Below are 21,783 nucleotides of genomic sequence, written 5' to 3'. Positions count from 1 at the left end.
AAAATATAAAGATATAGATTTAGACTAGTGGTTATATGAACAAGAAAAACATTCGAAATTTTAGTATTATTGCACATATTGATCATGGGAAGTCCACACTTTCTGATCGGATTATCGAAATTACCAATACGTTAGACAAACGAGAAATGAAAGATCAAATTCTTGATTCTATGAGCATCGAAAAAGAACGAGGCATTACAATTAAATTAAATGCCGTGCAAATTAAATATCAAGCAAAGAATCAACAAGAATATATTTTACATTTAATTGATACTCCTGGTCATGTTGACTTTACTTATGAAGTATCTCGCTCTTTAGCTGCATGCGAAGGAGCGATTTTAGTCGTAGACGCGTCGCAAGGAATTCAAGCCCAAACCTTAAGTAATGTATATCTAGCATTAGAAAATAACCTAGAGATTATTCCTACGATCAATAAGATCGACTTGCCTTCAGCTGATGTGGATCGAGTAAAAAAAGAAATTGAAGATGTGATTGGTTTAGACACGACAAATATTCCTTTAATTTCTGCTAAAACTGGATTGAATATTGAAGATGTTTTAGAAGCAATTATTCAACATGTACCAGCTCCTTTAGATAGTTTTGATGAAAAACCCTTACAGGCTTTAATTTTTGACTCTTATTATGATGCTTATAAAGGTGTTGTTTGTTTGGTGCGAATTAAACAGGGCGTTTTAAAAGTACATGACAAAATTCGTATGATGGCAAATAATAAAGAATATGTTGTTACTGAGGTGGGGGTACGAACACCCAAAATTGTTAATAAAGATCAATTAGTAGCAGGGGAAGTTGGTTGGCTAGCTGCTTCTATTAAAACTGTTAAGGACATTAATGTCGGTGACACGATCACTTCTGTCGATAAACCAGCAGCTGAACCCTTAAAGGGTTATAAAAAAATCTCACCAATGGTCTTTTGTGGTTTATATCCTGTTGACACATCCCAGTATGATGATTTTAAAGAAGCAATGGAAAAAATTAGCTTATCTGATGCTGCGTTAATATATGAATATGAAACTTCCAAAGCTTTAGGTTTTGGTATTCGTTGTGGTTTTTTGGGATTATTACACATGGATGTAATTCGGGAACGGATTGCTCAAGAATTTAATATTGAATTAATTCTTACTGCACCGTCGGTTATATATAAAATCACTTTAACAAATGATGAGGAAATCTATATTGACTCACCATCGAAAATGCCTGAAGTGACAAACATTAAAATGATTCAAGAACCATTTGTGCGTTTAAATATTATTAGTCCTAATGAATATGTGGGTTCAATTATGCAATTATGCCAGGCTAATCGTGGTATTTATTTAGATTTACAAGTCATCGATAATACACGTCGAAAATGTGTTTACGAAATGCCTTTAGCCGAGATCATGTATTCTTTTTTTGACCAATTAAAATCAGTTACACGTGGATATGCAAGTATGGATTACGAATTAATTGGCTATACAACAAGCAAACTTGTAAAAGTCGACATTATGTTAAATGGTGTAAAAGTCGACGCTTTAAGTATTATCACCCACAAGGATTTTGCTTACGAAAAAGGCAAAGTTATTTGTGAACGATTAAAAGATGTCATTCCTCGTCACCAATTCGAAATTCCTGTACAAGCTTCGATTGGTTCTAAAATCATTGCCCGAGAAACAATTAAGGCTATGCGTAAAAATGTATTAGCTAAATGTTATGGTGGGGACATCAGTCGTAAGAAAAAATTATTAGAACAACAAAAGGAAGGGAAGAAACGACTAAAAGCCATTGGTAATGTTTCAGTACCACAGGATGCTTTTGTGAAGATCTTGAGTGAGAAGTAATGTTTTTTGAAGACCAGCAAAATATTATTAGTTTTAGTGTAAATATTTCCGTTTTAATAATCGTCTTAACTGCTACGATTATTTTTATTTACCGTGTTAAACGTAAAATTAACAACAACTCTTTTATTATTGCTTTTATTTTTTATTTAGCTTTATGGACACCAATTATGTTAGTGCGGAGTCAAAATGCGCGTTTGCAAGTTCATCTAGAAGATTATCATTTAATGTGAATAGTTATGTGCGCGTATGGTTTTGTGGGAATTTTCATCCGTATTTTTGCAGATTATTTATATTATCTCGTACGCTACCGTAAAGCCTTTTTAATGTTTGCTTTAATCGCTGTTATTATTAGTTTTATCCCTATTTTGATTAAGGTTAACACTACTGGTAACATCATTCAAAGTGTTGGTGTCGGCATTGCTGCAAGTTGTATTGGAACATATCAATTATTATTTAAAGAGCAATATGTGAAAGATCGGACATTTTTATCAGTTGCATTATTATCGATTCCACCGTTATTAGCTAGTTTTATTACAACACCAATTCGATCATTGATTTCAGTTTGATCAAACGATCGAATCCACCATGTTATTAATTTTGATGCAGTACGGGTATATTGAATTATTGCTACAATCTTTTTTGTAATTACTTTTATTTTATGGTTTTTCATTAAAGAGGTGCGGGGAGTTGGTTTAATTCGCCAGCACAATATGCAATATAAATCCAAAAAATTAAACTTTTTAGGCTTTATGTTAATTGCCCTAAGTGGGTTATTAATTTTAATGATTAAATTTTCTAATAGTGGTTCAATTGCCACAATTCATATTATGATTCTAGACGAACACCAACACGAAAATGCGTTATTTTATAAATCATATTTATCTTTAATTCATAATTTTTTCCAACTCGTAGCTAGCATGTTTTTATTACATTACTTAGTAAAAAAAATAGCTATTCATAAAATTATTTTTATGGGTTTATTTTTGTTTGCTATTTACCATACAATTATTATTTTCATTACTTCACCTATTGCTTTTATAAGTGTGCATTTTATTAATGGTTTAGCTTATGGAATAGTTTATAATGGTTTAATTTCAGTGGTTTTAAAAAACCATTTAGATAACAAAAAAATTACTACAATGGGTATTTACCAATCGATTTTATCCATTGGGATTACCTTAGCTGGCTTTATTTCCAACTTTGTTAAATTTGGTTTTAATGACCACAAGAATAGTTATAATGATTTTTTTACACATAATTTAAACTATAATTTAGTCATGATTGCATCCCTGGTTTTAAGTGGCATCTTTTTGTCAGGTGGATATTATTTAACAAAGAAAAACGCATTTGAGTTTAAACGTCCACAGTTCCAGTATGTATATAAAAAGGGGTTATAAAGATGAACAAAACAAAAAAAAGTTTATTCAAAAAAATAGCTGCACCGCTAATTTGCTGTTTTGGAGTGATTGGTTTAGGAGTGCTCACTGCTTGTAGTCCATATAAAAAGAACCAATTTGATCCCAGACAAACAAGTATTCAAAAAATTAATCAACGTTACGTTTTAGTGATTAATAAAGCTTTATTAGAACCAGATAATAACCAATTAAGTGCAGCAATGGTGATGCAAACGAAATGAAAAGTTGCTTTAGAAAAAAATGCTGAAGAAACTTATGAAATTATTAGTCAACCAACAAATGTTTTAATTGAACAAATCAACGGTCATTATTTCTTATCGTGCCAAGTGGACTTAGGTCCTGTAGACCAAATTAACCAACATCTAAGAAAATTAAAACAAGCGAATCCAGACAAAGAACAAATGATGTTGATCGTTCCAGACCAACATTTTATTAGTATGCAAATCGCTTTTAATTTTCATGAATAATCCGAAACAAAATGTTTTTTCACGGAAAAACATTATTTTTTTTACTTGTAGCTTTTTGTTTGCTTGTTTTATGGTGGGGTTTAGCATTGGTTTTGTTTTAAAAATCGATTTTAAAACACTTCATAAGACTTTAGAAACGTGGGCTAATGAACAGGATTATTTTGGTTTATATATTTGTTTATTATTAATGTTCTGTTTTTTTCGTGCCATCATCTTTGTCCTCGTCGTGCGTTGACAGGCACAAAAATTAAAAGTAAAACTCCCTTTTTACCATTATTTAAGCTTGGGGTTCATCATTATTTTCTTGTCGAATATTACCCCTTTTTCAATTGGATCAGAGCCTTATGTGATCTATTTTATTAATAAATATATTTTTAAAAATTTAAAACAAGCAAGCGCTTTTTGATTAGTGAATAATACGTTTGTGCAGGTTGCACAAGTACTGATTACTTGACCATCTTTTTTCTATATTACTCATCAATATTTACAAAGCAAACAAACAAATATCCATTTTAACTTTCCTTACTACTATTGGTTAAGTCTGGCAGGATTATTATTAGATGTCGTTGTAACATCTTTATATTTTGTTTTAGCTTTTAGCAAGAAAATTCATATCGCATTTCACCGGTTAGTTTTGTTTATTAAACGGCTGTTAAAAATCCAAAAACAAAAACCCTTGAATTTAAATACCAATTTTTATTGGTATGTTCATTATTATTACAAAGAATCCTGGCTAATCTTTATGGGTTTATTTGTTGGTTTTACTTATAATTTTTGTCTGTACGCGCTCATTTACATTGTTTTTTTATGCAGCTCAAAAACAGCAGGAAATGCTTACCATTTTTTTAACTGGTATAACATAACTAATATTTCTGTAACCGCTACTAATTTCGTTCCCATCCCTGGCTCAGAAGGCGGTATTCAATTTATTTTAAAAACTTTATTGCAAGCATATGAAAACCACAGTCCTTTAGAGCAAAAAAATATCGATATCATTGTCTTTTTATGACGTTTTTTTAGTGCGTATATAGGGACGATGATTGGTTTAGTAATTTTTCTAATTTACTTCCCTATGCATATGGTGCAATACTATCGACACTTGAAGCGAGGATCAACTAAACTATTCCGGTTTATTTTTTAGCAAAAAAATCTTTTCCCTCGTTTAATTGAATGAGGTGAAGAAATGAATTATATAATTTTAAAAATTACCCAATCATACAGCGGTTTTTTATTAGGCGAAAACGGGTTCGTTGGGTATTTAATTAAAACTCCTAAGGATTATAATTTAGAAATAAATAAATATGCCCGCATTTATATTTATCAACATTTAATTCAAGTCAATAATAAAAACATTTGACGACAGGAATTATATGGGTTTAAAAACCTTTATGAACGGAATTTATTCGTGGATTTATTAAATGTTAACGGGATTGGCATAAAAAGTGCGTTATTGATTTTGCGTCAAGATTATGAAATAGTAATGAATGCATTGGCTAATCGGGACCTGGATACTCTTGTTAGTATGAGGGGTTTTAATCAAAAAGTAGCTAGTTTAGCCATTAGTTTACTAGCGGATAAATACTTAGCTCGACTAGATAATCAAAATCATTTGTCAAAAAAGCCATCAGTTGTTCAGGAATTAGTTAATGGACTCAAAAATCTTGGATATGATAAGCAAGCTATTGATTATGCCTTAAGTAAAACTAAGATTGATTTAGAAACATCTAGTATTGATGAATTAATAACCCAAGCGATTCGTGAAATTAGCTTATTAAATGAACAATAGCATAAATTGAAGACCACAGAAACTCAATGATTTCATTGGTAAAGAATCATTAATGAATGATTTAAAAACAGCGATTATAGCTTCCTTACAACAAAATAAACCAATGGACCACATTTTATTTTATGGATATCCTGGGGTAGGTAAGACAAGTTTGGCTTATGCCCTTGCCAATGAATTAGGAGTTCAAATCCATTTAACCCAAGGAAATTTGTTAATTAAAACAACAGACATATTAAATTTGTTATCTTTAATTAAAGAAAACGACATCGTTTTTATCGATGAAATACATTCATGTCCAAGTATTGTTTTGGAAACCTTGTATTCAATTATGGAAGATTTTGCAATTGACGTGCATTTGGGTAGAGATCTAAATACAAAGACAACACGTTTGAAAATCCCACCCTTTACACTAATTGCTGCCACAACAGCTTTTGGTAAAATCCCTCAACCCCTAGAAGAACGTTTTGGCCATTTATATTATTTAAGTGAGTATAATAAAGGTGAAATGAGCGCTATTATTTACCATAATGCTAAAAAGTTGAATGCGTTGTTGAATATAGAGGATTGCATGCTAATGGCTAATTATGTTAAAGGAATCCCACGTCTAGCCATTCGATTGTTAAAAAGGGTTATGGACTACCAATTTGTTTATCCTCAAACCTCAGTGGATGAAATTTTAAAAAAGATGCAAATGTTTGATGATGGTTTAAGCATTGAAGATGTGCATTATTTACAAGTGCTTTATAAACACGAAGAGGAAATGGGTTTAAAAACATTAAGTCAAATCCTTATGACAGATCCCCAAACAATTGAAACGAAAATCGAACCTTTTTTATTAAAAAACCAATATATTATTAAAAATCTAAAAGGTCGAAAAATTAGCGCAAAAGGTTGTGCTTTTCTAATTAACAACCAGCTGCAAAAATAAAAACACGCTTTGCGCGCGTTTTTATTTTTGTTATTTTTTGTCGTTGGGATTTAAATATAACTCAAAAACAGTAGGTGAGTGGTCTGAGACCATGCTACGGATTAATTCATAGTTTTCAAACGAACCTCAACTAATATATGGATAAGTTTGGTAAGCTAAATTAATTCAATCTTGTTGTAGGATTTGGTCTTTGAAAATATTCCAAATTGGGTAAATATAGGGATTAGTAGCTGTTAAATCGGTCTTAACAAAGATTTTATCATACGGGTTAGCATATGTCATATTCTTGTTTGATAGGGTTGATTTATGCAATTCATCATCGGCAAATAAATTATTGAAACCAGAGGCAATAAACTCTTTGAAAGCTCATCATTCTTGATTAAATTTAATGTTTGTATCACCCATGAAGATGAAGTCATCGTCTAAATTGTTATCGATTGTTTGAATTTCTTTGATCACTTCGACCATATCATATGCGTTATCTGCTTCTCGCGATCCTGTGCCTCAACGATCTGGGATGAATTTGTTTACATCATAACCTTTTGATTTTAACAATTCTTTTGTTACTACTACTTCGTTTTTTGCTTTTTTAGCTCCAGGTGAATCAAAATGAGCAACAACTAATGTAAAATCATTAACGACATCACCGAGAGTGCTAAATTTAACACTATATGGTGGCCGTGAGAAGTCGATAGAATTGTTAGGTGTAAAGAAACCAGAGTGGATTGGATTTGAGTAAATATGGCCAATCTTTTTATTTGCAAAAGCTTTTGGTTGGACTTTTTTAGTTTTGTAAATGACTGCAACACGTTCGGTAGAAGTGTGTTGAGCTGTAGCTAAGGCTGCATTTTGAGAACCTTCTAAATTGCCTGAAAGTACATAATCATATTGGGTGTTTGGATCAAAAGTATTTAGATACTTAATAATAGCTGTAACGGGCAATGTATTTTCATTTTCGCCAACTTTAATTGGCATGATTTCAGTTAAAGCAACAACATCATAATCCATTTGACGGATCATTTGAGCAATAGCAATGTTCTTGGGTTCTTTCGTACCATCTTGGTGTAAAATGTTTCAATGTCCAATTTTAAGTTTGGGTGCATTTTTTCCAACTATTTTTTGTTTTTTAATTTGCTTAATTGTTCATAAAGCTGTAACTAATTTCGCCTCTAGTTGTTCAGCAGTTAATGTTGTGTTAGAATCAATGGATTGTAAATCGGTAAGTATCGCCTGCATTTGTGTTTTTAACTCTAATTTCGAGCTTGTTTGCAAGGTAATATCCTGATCCTTTAAGATAGCATTAATTTTTTGTAAATAAAAATCCTTGACATTAAAATTCTTTGAAACAGCACGTGTTTGTAAGGTAACGAAGATATCATTATCATATAGACGGTTGATGGTTTGAGCATTTTTTAATAAACGAATAACAATTTCTCGAATAGGAGTTTTATCATCATCGTTTTTCGAATATTTTTTGCTTGCTTTCATAAAAGCTAATGAATCTCTTTTTTCGTTTGGGAAAATGAAACCAGTAAATAAGATATCCGGAATTAAAATAGTTAACATATCATTTGCATTTTTAAGAACATATTCACCCTTTTCGTTTCGCACTAAAATATTTGTGGCACGCTGTTGCTCATCAAAGACAACACGAATTTTGTTAGATCAAGAAAAAGCATCGTTTTCGGCACGATACAAGTTGATTTTTTCTAACAAACTTGCTGCACTAATTTCTAAACTCACTAAATGGTTGCTAAAATAAAGCATTTGATAAATATCGCCTTTAGTTAAAGATTTTTGGTTTAGGATGTTTTTATAGATAGTTCCACTATTTAAGAAAACACCATCACATAATCTTGGGGTGAATTGGAATTTGTGTTCCCCTTGAAAATTAAACTGGTGATTAACGTAATTGTCTTGAATTAAATCGGCAAGATAACTATTTAAACCAGCTACATCTTTAGGGTTTTTAACTAAATCTATAGCTTCTGGATTTTCAAAAACAACCTCATTTTCAATTGTTTTTAATTCAGATCTTAAAAACTGTTTCATTGCTACACTAAAATCTGTTAATGAATGATGATAATCTAAATTTTTTTGTGGATTTAGTAAGTCATCTTCGTAAATAAAATTTTCACGCATTTTCTTGGATTTATTATAATTTCCAGCTGCTGATATATTCATAGGACCTTTTGAATCGATAATTAGTCGTGGTTTTTTGCTTGCATCAAGATTAGTGAAATCTAGGTCAACTACAAATATTTGATCATTATATTTAGTGTAAACATAAGGGATATTTGTCTGATTTTTAGTCTTAATTGTATCAGCGTTTCGAGAGTGTTCTAAACCATAAACTAAATCAATTGGTTGTGTAATTTTTTCAGCAATCTTATCTATCTCACTTGGTTTGCCTTTTCCACGTTTATTTTCACTAGATGTCATCCAAACAATAAATTCAGCTCCACTAGCTTTTAATTGTGTAATTTCTTTGTCAATTGCTTGGGCAATATCAAAATAACTTTCACTTTTTAGATTTTTAATTACATCATAACTATTTGAACGGTTTAGATTGATTGATGACGAACCAACGATTCCGATTTTATGATTTTTAAAAGTTATAATCTTACTTCCATTTGTTAAATGTTGATTATTTTTATCTACTAAGTTTACACTTAAAAAGTTAGGTTCCAAAGGATTTGCAAACATCGCCTTTGTATATTCTTTAAAATTACTGATCGCTTGATTGTTTGCAACTAAATCATAAGATCATAATAGATCACGATTATTAATAGTACTTGCTTGTGGTTTTAAAAATGATAAAGCTAAAGCAGCATACTTACCTTGTGAAATATCACTTAAATTATTTCCGGCTAAGTGTGTTTCACCTGTTAAATTAGTCCCGTTTAATAAAACAGCTGTATTAGCAAAACCTTTTTTAGTCTTGATTTTATTAACCTCGTTTAATAAACGTAAGAAACCTGGTTTTTTCAAATAAATTTTTTGATCTGATCAATCATCATATGTTTCTTCGTTAATTTGCCCGTTAATGTTTCCTAATAATATTAATGAGAAGACATCTGAAGATTGCAAGGTCGCATTATGCTGCTTAATTTCTAGCAGTGTTTGTTGCATCAACTGTTGAGTGTTTTTAAAAACGGGATCTAAACTTGATAGATCTTGTTCTAAAACATTATAAATATTTGATTCTTGTTGCATATCTGAAACAGCTAAGATTTTTTTATATGTTTCCAAATAAGACGACTGAGCTTTTGCTAATTGAGCATAATTAGCTTGCACTTTTTTAGCCTGGGCTAAATCGTAATTAGCAGCACGCATTAAGGTATCTTGTTTTGCAATAAAATCATTTAATTCTGTATTCAAACTTAATAACACACGATCATATGTTCGTGCACTATAAGAATTAATTAGTTCAACTTCATTCTTTTGTTGGTAAATAACTTGTTCTATTTCCTTAAAAGCTAAATCCTGAGTGTTATGGTCACTAGCATCTTGACTCTCTGGATTATTTGTTGAATGTTGATTCTTTTGTTTTAAAAGTTGATATTCAGTTTGGGTTGTTTCAATTAATTCCTTTAATTGCGAATTAAAAAGATGAACATCGTTTTGACTTTTTTGGAGTTGATCATATGCTGCTTGAGCTTTCTGACACAACACACTTGCTTGTTCATCCTTTTTCATTTCATTTAACAAATTATTAAATTGATTAATTAACTTAACATCTTTTACTTTATTTGTACACGCAAAACCAATTGATGCTACTGTTGATATTAGCACCAAAGATGAAATTGCGCCGATTATGATTTTTCTACGCTTCATTTATTTCCTATCCTATATAATCTCTAAAACTATAATATAACATAAGCAAACTATCTATTTAAATTTTTTTGAAAATTATTTTATTAATCAAAAAAGCAATCGCAAAACAAAGTGAATTTGCATTTTAAAAACGAAAACAACTGATATAATTTGTTGATCTATAACATTTCTTTTACAAGTTAAAAATAAAATACAATAAAATGTTCCATTTTGTTTGCTTCTTTTTTCTTTTTTTGATTTTTCTAGTACCTTTAACAACATCAGCATTAGAGGAAATGATTAAAATATCAACTAGTTACAAAAAATAGGAGGATTATACACCTTGAAAAAATTCCATACAGGAATATCAGAAGCTTTTAAAAAAAGCTATTCCTACTCGTCCTTTTTAGGGCATTTAATTTTAAAAAAAGTAAGTACATGATGTTTTGTTTTAATACTTTTTTTAATTATGATTCCATTCACTTTAATCGCGCGTTTTGTCGCAAATGATTTAAATCAATTTTTAATTATTTCGTACGTGTATATATTTATTAATTTATTATTAACAGTTATATTTAGTGTTATTAAATCTTTGAATATATTTAAAGATTTATCACGGAACGGAATTGATATTTTAGTTTTTTCCAAGTCCATCTCACGTAAAAACATTATATTAACAAAAATAGGTTTTTTAGTTTTTTTAGGAACCATTTGAAGTTTGGTAACTTTTATTTGTTTTATTGTATTTTATTTGAGTAATTTTACATATCAAAACCATGTTAATTATTGATATGTTTCAGGCTTTTTTAGTCCATTTTTTAGTTTTTTAATTTTTGGTTTTATGACTAGTGTGATAGCTTTAAAAGCTTCATCAAAAGTAGCAATTATTGCTCCTATCATTACTTTTATTCCCCTTGCAGTTGTGGGATCAATTACTTCAATAGTATCTACGCCTGCAAATAATAAAATGGCAGAATATTTAAATTTAGAAAAATCGAATTATCATAGTGGAACGTTGGGAAATGTGGAAACTTTTTATCTAAATAATAATAAAGATGAAGTTTTTATTATCCCGAAACTAGAAGGGAAGCGAAATACAGAATTTTCTAAACGCCAGAAAGATTTTTTAAATAGTATTAATGATGCTGCTCAACAAGCACCTAAACCATGACAAGCTCTTGCATGACTATCAGTTCCATACCAATTTATGGATGTGTTTAATCAACAAGATCATGACCCAATCGGTTTAAATGTTCGTTTACAACCAAATAATTTAAAAAAATATTTATATGCTAATGAATTAGCATCAGAAGAATACCAATACAAAATTAAACCAACCGAGAATGCCTTGCGTAAGTATAAGGTAAGCGACAGAATGGATATTGCCCAAAATATCCATCAAAATTATTTAGTACCAGGGTTATTAAGACACCGTTCAGTTGTCTCAGAAAATAACAATGGTTCTTTAAAAGATCGTGAAATTATATATGCAAGAATGAACGCTGATAACATTAATGTTGAATTCAAAGAAGATAACAACATTTTTGCAGATCCTGCCAATTTAGTAGGGAAGATTTCTTGGAATGTAGTTAAGAATACTTTGGATTCAGCAGTCTTTAATGCGAAAGCTGAAGAATTCTATAACCAATATTTAAAGAGCATTCCTTTAGATAAAAAAGGCAGTGCGAATCCATTAGAAATTAAACAAGAGATCATGACTTTAATTAGTTATATTACAAGATATGACAATGATAAAGATCAAACGTTTAACGCCTTAAGTGTATATTTAGATAAAATTAACAAGGAAAATAAAATTTCTGTGGTTAACGAAATTAAAAAGGCAACAAAATACTTGGAACAATTTAATTTAAATGAAGATAAATATAATAAAGAACCAAGTATTGTCAGTGCTAAAAATGAACTAGAAGCTGCTAAAACCAAGACGGTTGCGAACGAAAATAATTTAGAATCCTTAGTGCTTGCTAATAAAAAATACGCAAAAGCAATTAATGACACTAAAGAGTTGGATGACATTAAAGAAAACATTGAATTTATTTTAGATAACGAAATCTTTAATCTTATTCGTGTTAATGAATTCCGTAAAATGATGAGTAAAATAAAATTAGACGAGACAACTGACAAGGACATTTACATTCAACAAATTCGTATTTTAATTGCTTTATTGCACAACAAATATAGCTTCGCAAACGAAACGCTTAATGATTTAGTTATCTTTTTAGCGCAATCACTAAACAATCAAGTGCCAACAAATGTTATCGCAAACGAAATATCTCAAAAAATTGCTCATTTAGACAAGAATCAATTTACAGAGGAATTAAAAAATAATTTAAATCAATTAGATCAAAAGAATCGAAACGGATATCTTATTAACGTAATTGAATTAATTAATTCATGAAGTAATAAAAACCGTGTAAACCACCAAAGTACATCATTCCTGAATCTACAAGATAATGAGTCTATCTCTCCTTTATTAAATAACGATTATATAGGCGAATTAGAAAATCAAATGCAAAAGAAAGTGTATTTAATTACTTCTTTAATTTACTGAATTTACTTTAATAAACCAGACTCTGATATATTAGACTATATTTTAAAAAATGACTCACCAACGCTACAATATACCCCATCACAAATTCAAGTCAATATAGATGGTTATATTTACTATATTGGTGGTTATGAATCTTATTTATTAACTCAACACAGTAAGGAATTACCTTCGGGGTTAAGAACGATCGTGCACCGATATGAATTATCAAAATCTAATAATTTCTTATTCCAAAACGTCGATGAAGTTTATTCAATTAAAAGACAAAACAAGGTTGTAGTCAAACCAGCTTATAGTGTGATTTGAATTTCAGTGGCCGCTTTATTGCTTATTGGAACATATTTTGGGTATGTAAGAAGGGATTACAAATAAATCATGATCTTAATAAGAAAAATAAAAATCCCTGAAGGAGTATATAAAAATGAATGATAATTTAACGACTTCAATGAACACAACACCAGTAAATGATGATGTTTTAGGATTAGCAAAATCAAAACCAACTACTGGTTCATCAAAAGATGAGTTTGACCACAACAATATTTTGGTTGTAAAAAATTTAACGAAAATCTACAAAAACTCTGATCGTGGGGTTTCAGATTTAAATTTTGTTGTTAAAAAAGGCGAAATGCATGCGTTTATTGGTGAAAACGGTTCAGGAAAAACAACAACAATTAAAACCATCATCAATGCTTATACAAATTATTCTGGTGAAATTTTAATTGATGGATTTGATCATCGTCTGCCGATTTCACGTGCTAAATTAGGGTATGTTCCCGAAATTGCTTTATTCCCTGAAGAAGTAACGACTTTTGAATACTTATATTCTCTAGCGATTTTATCGGGCGTGAATAAAAAAGAGGCTAAAGAAAAAATTCGTTATTATTTGCAAAAATTTGAAATCAGTCATTTGGAAAACAAAAAACCAATCTCATTTTCATCTGGTCAAAAAAAGAAAGTTTTATTAATTCAAGCTTTAATTCATGATCCTGAACTAATTATTTTGGATGAACCAACAGCTAATTTAGATCCGTCCTCTCGTCATGAAGTATTTATGATTTTAAAAGAATTAAATGATAACCAGAAAACGGTTTTCCTATGCTCTCATATTTTGCGAGAAATGGAGTCTTTTGCGAATTCACTAACACTAATTCATCGCGGGAAATTAATTTATACTGGACCAAAATATGATGAATTAGAAAAGATTTATTATGAATCAGTTATTAAATTAGAAAAAGAAAAAAAGGAAAATAATAACAATGAAGGTCAAGAATAAAAAAATAATTATTCCTTTGGTTTTGGGTTCAATTATTGGTCTTTCAAGTATTCTTTCCTTATCAATAAGCCTGGGTATTAAACATAAAAAGAAGAATAATCAAAAAGTTGATTTGCAAAAATACAATACTTTGCTATCTCCGCAGTATGATAATTTAATTAATTCTTTTTTCAATCAGGATTCAAGTCAGGCTGCGCAGTATGCTTTTTCGCAAAAACAAATTAGTGCTTCACATATTCAGGACTTGAAATTAGCTTTATCATTTTTTAATCCACATCGTACAAAAGGGTATGATGAAGAACAAAAAGGTGATTTAAACTTTAATAAACGTTATAAAAGAACGCGAATTAGATCACGTGATCAGTTATTTAGTAGTATGACAACTGATTGATTATGAACCCTTCTAAATATTAATAATTTTGAATTCTTATTTAATCCGTATGGTCATGATTCGTATCGTTATTTCTATGGTGAACAAGATTTATTTGTGAAAAATAAAAAAGAAATTAAATCAACCGTTCAATTAGTCAATAACCGAAACATTGCCTCATTTAATATTAACGAATTACCCAAAGGTCATTTCTATAACTTTGTTGGGATTGATAAGGATATTGAAAAAATCGATATGGTCCGTCGGGTTTATAATTTAAAAAACGATGAGCGATTAATTAACAAAATTTTTATTTACGAAAACGATCATTTAAATTTGTATGTTGATTTGCAGCAAGAGCAGATTCATCATGATGTTTATGTTGATTTTAAAGATCAACAAAATAAGGTGATTCCGCAACGTATGCAATTAAATAATCACTTATTGTCATTAGACTTAACAAGTACGCCATTAGAAAAAAATAAACGATACGAAATTAGTAATTTATATACTTTTAATGATCAAAACGAAAAAGTATTTTTAAATAAATATTTATCAGTAATGCATTATCAAGCGTTTACAATCAATGATTTAGTTTTCCAAATGAAAAACACAAAACATCAGGCTGTTTTAAAGTTTGATTTAACTCATGACACAAATTTATCAAACTCAGAATTATTTAAAAAATTCAGTCCTGGTACCCAGGTGACCGGTGTGTTTGAAATATGAAATGAAAACAATAATGTAATAAGTATCAACAACACATCATTTAATGAAATTTATGAATATAAATGAGCCCAATCAAAAGACAATTTCTATCAAGAGAAATCGGTTTATTATTTAGTTTATGATCATAATAAAATTTTACGTCTCACAAAACTCAAAGATGAACAGGAATTATTTTATGGAAGATTAGATTGAGATTTATTTGTTTTTGATCACGAAATCAAAAAAGATGAATTAGTAAAATTTGCTAATATTTTTGAAGAAAAAACCAAGGCAGCTATTGATCAGGAATTCCAGGCCGAAATCGCTGATATTTACCAGGAAATTGAATCTAATCTTAATCCAAATAATCTAGCCAAAATAGCAAAACATAAAAAGATTGAATATCAAAATTTATTAAAAGAATTTGACCAATCAAATTACTATTTCAATTTAAAACCCCGAATGTTAAAGTATAACCACCAAGTGGCGCAAGAATTACAAAAAACAATTCCATTTAAAATCTATTCATTACGTTCGGTTAAAGCAGATGTTTTTTTAAATACAATTGAAGGAAAAGAAAAAACAATAATTTCCAAAAAAGAATCTAAAATACCAGAATTCCTTGAAAAATATAACGATCATGAATTAGATGTAGTTTCAAAAAATGAATCGGTTGAACAAAGAATTTCTAATGAAATCATTAAGAGTTTGTTAAATGAAATTTATAATTTCGATTCAGTACTAATTAACGACTATGTAAATGAGCAAAATGATCCCAAATACCAAGCCCAATTGATTAGTCAACTAAAACAATTTGCTAGTGAATATCACAAGAAATTCGACAAAACTGCCCAAGTTTCAGATAAAACAATTTTTGATGCTCGAGCCGATGCATATTCTCAATTATTATCTAAAAATTGATATTTTGTCTTCACGCATTTAGATAAATTTGAATTCATATTCATCGATTGGTTTAAATTGCCAACTAACACGGATACTGGTTCACATCATAGTCAGGAATATTTAACTACTTTATCTTTAACTGAACCATATAAACCTTTTAGATTTGGTGATAATATCTTTGAAGAGTTAAAAGAAACCGATGTTTCCAAAGCACATAACAGTAATACTTTGAGTCGAGAATTAATGTTAAAGAAAAACAATTCATTATTCTGATTTAATATCTACACTAAAAACAAAGAAAATGACAAAGTGGGAATTAAACTTTATCCATATTCATTAACGTTTAAGTCGTCGAAATTAAGTATTTCGATTTCAACACTAACAAATAATTTCCATTTATCTTACATACACGGTGATCAACGACATTACGATATTTTTGAAAAAAAATTAGTTAAGCAATATGGTCTACCAGCCAAAATGTTAATGGTATGAAAGGGTTAATTTATATTAGGTATATAAAATGCAAAAAATCCAAAAAAATAAAAAATGATGAATTTTATCATTAAGTACTTTAGGAAGTGTTATATCCTTAACTTCTATTGTCAGTGTAGTGGCTAGTTGTAAAAACGATCAAGCAACAGCAATTAATTCTAATTTGAAATTAAAAAAATTCGAAATCCAAAACGAGACTCAGTCTGATGAATGAGAATTATTTCTCAAAAATACGCCCATAAGTTTAATGTTAAAGGATATATTTCCTAACGAAAAAGAACGTTTAGCATTTATTAAACAACAAAAAGCCATCGACAATGGTTATTTAACAGAGTTACGTGATGCTTATGCTTATGCCAATCCTTTAAACAATGAAAATGATTCGAAAGGTTTTAATCCTTTTAATGAATATACACCATATATGGCGAAACGCCAAAGAAACCTAGCTACATATGGACCGTTTACTAATAACTGGTTATGATTTTTATTTAACATATCTAACTTTGTATATGTTTTAAATCCCGAAAAAAGTGATGATCCAACGGTTTTGATTAAACAAAGTTTATCTGATTTAATTAGTGATAATACATTAAACGAGAAATTTTATCGGGCAAAAAATAACCAATTTGTTGAATTAGTAAAAATTATTAATAATAATGATTTAGCTTCAACTAAAGAAAGCGTCATTGACCCTATTAGTAAAAAAGAAATTCCAATAACGATTACTGAGGTTGAATATTATTTATTAAACAAAGATGGTTATTGAATGCGAATTTCGACAACACAAGCATTGGATGAACAAGGTAAGCAACATGGATTACGTTCAATTACCTTGTATGAACGTTTAACAACCTTACCTAAGTTAAAAAGCTTTAAGAAACAGTTATTAAAAAAGTTTAGCTTAGCAAAATACATGGATGCTAAACGAGGAAGTGAATCGGGGACTAAGTTAATTGCTAAATACTCAGAATTGCATATTAATAATCTGAACGATTTTTATGGTGGTGAACCTATCGACTATTTAGTTGTTGAAATTCTTGACTCAAAGGTTAATAAAAATAATGCATAATAAATATTTAGTAAAAAAATAATTAAATCCTAGAATTGTAATAATTTAAAAATATTAATATATAAATAAGTAGAAAGTAAAAAGAGGAAAAAAATGAAAAAGAGTAATAAACGATTTTTGATTGCTAGTCTTAGTTCACTAGCAATGATTACCTCAATAGCATCGATTGCAGCTAGTTGCTACACAAAAAAAGATGATGCAATTGACTGAACTGCTATAAACCAAAAAACAAATATTAGCTATAAAAATAGTAAACAAACTAAACTAGCAGATGTTCCTAGTGTTTTAACTAAAGAGATGTTTATTTTAGAAAATATTAACACGGGTGTACAGGTTGAATTTGTGAGAGCTGAAAAAGCAAATAATAATGTTACAGTTAGTTATAAATTAGTAAAAGATAATCAAACTTCAGACATTTTTACAATTGTTTTAGACGAAGAACAATTTATGCATAATCACGCTGAACATAACCATATTCAACAAGATAACCAATCTCAAAAACATCCATCTGAAAATAATAATCAAAAAAATGAAAATAATAATCAAAAAAATCCATCATCTCCTAATCCTTCTGCGTCTGTAGAATTATCTAAACTTTTTGTATTGGGTAATCCAAATGACAAAATGGATAATAAATTCTTAGCACAGACCAAAATTTCTTATGTAGATATAACCAATGGATTAGTGTTTGTTGGACAAAAAGAGAAGAAACAGTATTATGGGCTTCATTTAGGAATAACACGAAGAAGTGGGGCCAAAGTAGTTGCTTATTTACAAGAAGTAAATGAACAAAACCAACTTGTTGGTAATTTAATAGCTAGTGAGAAAAAAGAAATCGAACGTTCGACTGTTATGGCTTCATTTATTGGTTTAGATAACAACAAAAAATATACCTTAGTAAAAGTTGAATTGTACAATAACCAAGAAACTAGTGCATTCGAAACGGTGATGACTCCCGGCATGAAAGCAATTAAGGTTTCAAAAAATTCTATTGACAAAAATAGTCAACAAACTAATGTGTACTTAGATGAACAAAATGCTCATCTGACTTCTTTGGGTGAAAGAAGATATGAATTAAAATTAAGAGTTGACAATCCACAAGTATTGCTGAACAAAACAATAAAAGTCTTGGCAACAACTAACAAGAGTAATGTGAATTCTACTGTTTATGATCCTGATGAAATAGAATCATCAAGTGTTAAATACGAAGATGGATTCTTAAAAGTTGTTTTTGTTACAGTAGATGGTCTGCCTTTAAAAACTTCACCTGAAAAATGTTATATTAAAAGCATAGAAGTGACAGGCGATAATAAAATACAAATTAATACAGCCACTATTGATGAAGCACCTTTTTATTCTCCAGTACAATTAAAAGACAAAAATGCAAAGGTACAATTTGAGTTAGCTTATACAACATCTGATTACCAATGGTTCGATTATAATCGTCTACCTTCATTGCCATTAAATAAAATGGGAACTATTCATACAAACGATTTAGACGGTCATTATGGAACTCGTTTTACTTCCTTATTTATACAACCTTTATATGATGGCAACGTACTAAATAATGATTTAAATGATACTACTAAAACTCATAGCTTTAATTTATGAGTACACCTTTTAGATGCTAACAATAAAAAATTAACAAAAGTTAAAGAAGGTACATTTGTAGTTTTTGAAATTCAAGAGTATGATTTAGATGGGTATAAAACCAATAAGCCAATAATTAAATCTGAACCAGCGCAAATTGATTTTGCGGGTAGATTCTTTTTAGAATTTAAAGGAAAAAGATCTTACAATAATATTCAGACTAACCTAATTACTCAGGATATGTTTTATAAAATTAAAGCTGTCAAATTCTATAGTGACGCTCTAATGAAACAAGAAATTAAAGACGTTAACTTTACAGTGTCTCCGGATTGAATTATAACAACTATCAACGATTATAGACAAATGTTAGCCCACCAACATTTAGATTTTGAGGATGCTCCAAAACCAGAAGAACAACCTGAAAAAAAACCACAGAAAGATCAACAAAAACAAGAAGAAGAGGAAACTGAACAAGATGAAGAAATAGTACAAGAAATGGTGTCTGCAGAACAAGTTTTAGGTAATGACTTTAAAAAGGCTACTTATTCATTAAGTGTAGATAAACAAAAACTAACGATTACGTTAACAAACCTGAACATTAATCTAGAAGCATTAAAAAAACTATATAAAAATGACTATGTTGATTTAGATGAATCATTTAATTTCCCTATCCAATTTAAAATCTTTGCAAAATATAAAACGAAAGATAATAATTTTAAACAAGTAATTACACAACAATACATAACAATCGACAAGAATAATAGTCAATGTTCTTTTGACATAAATGCTAAGGATATAAATGAAAATCCAGAATTATTTATTACCAGCATTTCTATAAAAAGCGATGTTAATGATGGAAATGCCGAATTCACCGACCTAGATTTAAACACTAAACTAGAACTAACAAAAAAAGCCTAAATTTTCTAACTTTGATATCAAACTAAAACTAAGTATTTGAAAATTGAATTTATTTTAAAAACAGGAAAATCTAGGTATTTCCTGTTTTATTAATATATTTGGAAGTGCAGGAAAAATGGGGGTAAGCCAAACGGCTTACTCCTTTTTTCATCGCTTTAAAAATTATGAGCAGATTTAAAAAACAAACTTTTAGACATTCAATTCAAGGTTGAGCCATCAGTGATTGAAGAACAGATAATACTAGCGGATGAGTAGATGAACACCATTGCTCAAAAAACCAAAAACAATTTACTGATATTTTCTGGTGACGGTTAGAAGGAGAAATTAAAAATTTAGTAGTTCTAAATATTTAATCCTTTGCGGAATAAAAGGGAACGGTTTCGTACAACTACCAGACTTTGTTTATAACGTATTAGTTGTAAGTAAAATTCCACAGCTGACCCATTGGTTATACAGTTATATAAAAGTCAACCACTTTTATCAAAGAATCGTAATTTTTAAGAAAATAATGATGAATGTTTCTTTGTTTACAAACAAACTGTTTTAGTTGTGGATTTAATTGCGGATCAAAGAACTATTCAAAAAGGATGCAAGCTATTAAAAGAACAGCAAATAACTTATATCGCACCGCGAGGTTTAGGACGACCAGCAAAACTGTATTTTAATTTAAGTAAAACAGTTTATGAAACGATCGCGAGGAACAAGGAGTTATTGAATACACTAAAAGAACATGAAGTTAAGGATACGAATCATTTTATGAATCAGTTATATAACAAAATCTTTATATCGACAGTATTAAGGAAAAGATTGTAATAAAAGGTTCAAAACTATTAATCTAAAAAGATTAGTGATTAGGTTCAGTTAAACGGCGCAATACCCAGATAAAAGTTCCGGTCCTATTTAAATAGCTTGATTGTAAATATATAAGTCTAAGTCTAAGTAGTTAAGTTATGAACTATGGTTTGAGAAGATATTAAACTAAAACAAAATATCAATCGAATTTAGAAAAGTACAAAAATTGATTATTCGTAAAACGAAAAAAAGACAATTATTCAAAAATATAAAAATAGACGTTTTAACAAACAAAACATAAGTTAATCGACAAATTCTCTAACGTTTTAAAAAAACTCTTAGACACGTTATTAGAGTATTTTACGAAGAAGTTAGTTTAATGCGAGCATTTAGTAAATTGAATTTTATAACACCTAAAGGTCAATATAAGATTAGTAAAGCAAATGTAAGAACTTTAGAAAATTGGGTTCATAATGGCAACATGTTGAATTATTTATTACGAGTATCTGCATCAGTAGTTATACCAAATGATTTTTTATATGGTAAGGAAGAAATTTTGCTATGAATGCACAAAGAAGGTTGGCGTTTTATAAAACATACACGAAACATTATCTTAAGTTATAATTTATTTATAAAAAACTTGAATAACTCCATATTTTTATGATTTTATTAATAAAAAATAATAGAATAGTCATAAGATATAGGAGGAAAACATGAAAAAAAATTTCTTATCCAAAAAGAAAAAAATCGCCATATCCAGCGCGATCATAGGGACCATTTTTTCTGCAGCTACTGTAATCGCTGCAACGCAATGAAGATGATCAAAACACCATGCATATGCAGAAGCGTTGCAAG

Annotated in this window: 13 protein-coding genes; 12 read left to right on the top strand and 1 reads right to left on the bottom strand. The window is 29.4% G+C overall.

Going from position 1 to position 21,783, the window contains the following annotated elements; all coding sequences use genetic code 4:
• Positions 1 to 35 precede the first annotated feature (35 nt).
• Genes lepA through ruvB form a run of 6 tightly spaced genes read left to right on the top strand, consistent with a single transcriptional unit; the run spans position 36 to position 6,431 of the window.
• Positions 36 to 1,835, top strand: coding sequence for a translation elongation factor 4 (lepA, locus tag OF365_RS01135; RefSeq protein WP_263817775.1), 1,800 nt, complete (start codon positions 36 to 38; stop codon positions 1,833 to 1,835).
• The gene (locus OF365_RS01130; protein WP_263817774.1) at positions 1,835 to 3,232 is read left to right on the top strand and encodes an MFS transporter; all 1,398 of its coding nucleotides are present in this window, start codon (positions 1,835 to 1,837) and stop codon (positions 3,230 to 3,232) included. Before lepA ends, OF365_RS01130 begins: the two co-directional genes overlap by 1 nt.
• 2 nt (positions 3,233 to 3,234) lie before the next feature.
• Positions 3,235 to 3,717 (top strand): hypothetical protein, encoded by a 483-nt coding sequence (locus tag OF365_RS01125; RefSeq protein ID WP_263817773.1) that lies wholly within the window; start codon positions 3,235 to 3,237, stop codon positions 3,715 to 3,717.
• The gene (locus OF365_RS01120; protein ID WP_263817772.1) at positions 3,710 to 4,858 is read left to right on the top strand and encodes a lysylphosphatidylglycerol synthase transmembrane domain-containing protein; all 1,149 of its coding nucleotides are present in this window, start codon (positions 3,710 to 3,712) and stop codon (positions 4,856 to 4,858) included. The genes OF365_RS01125 and OF365_RS01120 overlap by 8 nt, the downstream gene beginning before the upstream one ends.
• Before the next feature lie 42 nt (positions 4,859 to 4,900).
• Positions 4,901 to 5,503, top strand: a complete 603-nt coding sequence (gene ruvA / locus OF365_RS01115) for a Holliday junction branch migration protein RuvA (RefSeq protein WP_263817771.1) — start codon at positions 4,901 to 4,903, stop codon at positions 5,501 to 5,503.
• Entirely contained in the window at positions 5,493 to 6,431 is a 939-nt protein-coding gene (gene ruvB / locus OF365_RS01110; RefSeq protein WP_263817770.1) for a Holliday junction branch migration DNA helicase RuvB, read from the top strand. Before ruvA ends, ruvB begins: the two co-directional genes overlap by 11 nt.
• A gap of 30 nt (positions 6,432 to 6,461) precedes the next feature.
• Here ruvB and OF365_RS01105 read toward each other — a convergent pair whose 3' ends face one another.
• Positions 6,462 to 10,268 (bottom strand): MnuA family membrane nuclease, encoded by a 3,807-nt coding sequence (locus OF365_RS01105; RefSeq protein WP_263817769.1) that lies wholly within the window; start codon positions 10,266 to 10,268, stop codon positions 6,462 to 6,464.
• A gap of 322 nt (positions 10,269 to 10,590) precedes the next feature.
• Here OF365_RS01105 and OF365_RS01100 point away from each other — a divergent pair, with 322 nt between their 5' ends.
• The 6 genes from OF365_RS01100 (at position 10,591) to OF365_RS01075 (ending at position 20,489) form a co-directional block, all read left to right on the top strand.
• Complete coding sequence (locus OF365_RS01100; protein WP_263817768.1) at positions 10,591 to 13,185, top strand: hypothetical protein; 2,595 nt, start codon at positions 10,591 to 10,593, stop codon at positions 13,183 to 13,185.
• A gap of 49 nt (positions 13,186 to 13,234) precedes the next feature.
• Positions 13,235 to 14,086, top strand: a complete 852-nt coding sequence (locus OF365_RS01095; RefSeq protein ID WP_263817767.1) for an ABC transporter ATP-binding protein — start codon at positions 13,235 to 13,237, stop codon at positions 14,084 to 14,086.
• Positions 14,070 to 16,568, top strand: a complete 2,499-nt coding sequence (locus OF365_RS01090; RefSeq protein WP_263817766.1) for an aromatic motif membrane protein — start codon at positions 14,070 to 14,072, stop codon at positions 16,566 to 16,568. Before OF365_RS01095 ends, OF365_RS01090 begins: the two co-directional genes overlap by 17 nt.
• A 19-nt stretch (positions 16,569 to 16,587) precedes the next feature.
• A complete protein-coding gene (locus OF365_RS01085) occupies positions 16,588 to 17,628 on the top strand; it encodes an aromatic motif membrane protein (protein ID WP_263817765.1) in 1,041 nt (346 codons plus the stop codon).
• 93 nt (positions 17,629 to 17,721) lie between these two features.
• A complete protein-coding gene (locus OF365_RS01080; RefSeq protein ID WP_263817764.1) occupies positions 17,722 to 20,136 on the top strand; it encodes a Vmc-like lipoprotein signal peptide domain-containing protein in 2,415 nt (804 codons plus the stop codon).
• A gap of 164 nt (positions 20,137 to 20,300) precedes the next feature.
• Complete coding sequence (locus OF365_RS01075; protein WP_263817763.1) at positions 20,301 to 20,489, top strand: hypothetical protein; 189 nt, start codon at positions 20,301 to 20,303, stop codon at positions 20,487 to 20,489.
• Positions 20,490 to 21,783: the final 1,294 nt, after the last annotated feature.

The sequence above is a fragment of the Ureaplasma zalophigenitalium genome, from assembly GCF_025780055.1.
Taxonomy (GTDB): Bacteria; Bacillota_I; Bacilli_A; order Mycoplasmatales; family Mycoplasmoidaceae; genus Ureaplasma; species Ureaplasma zalophigenitalium.
Note: the sequence above shows the minus strand (reverse complement) of the source record. Positions and strands in the feature narration are given on the sequence as shown.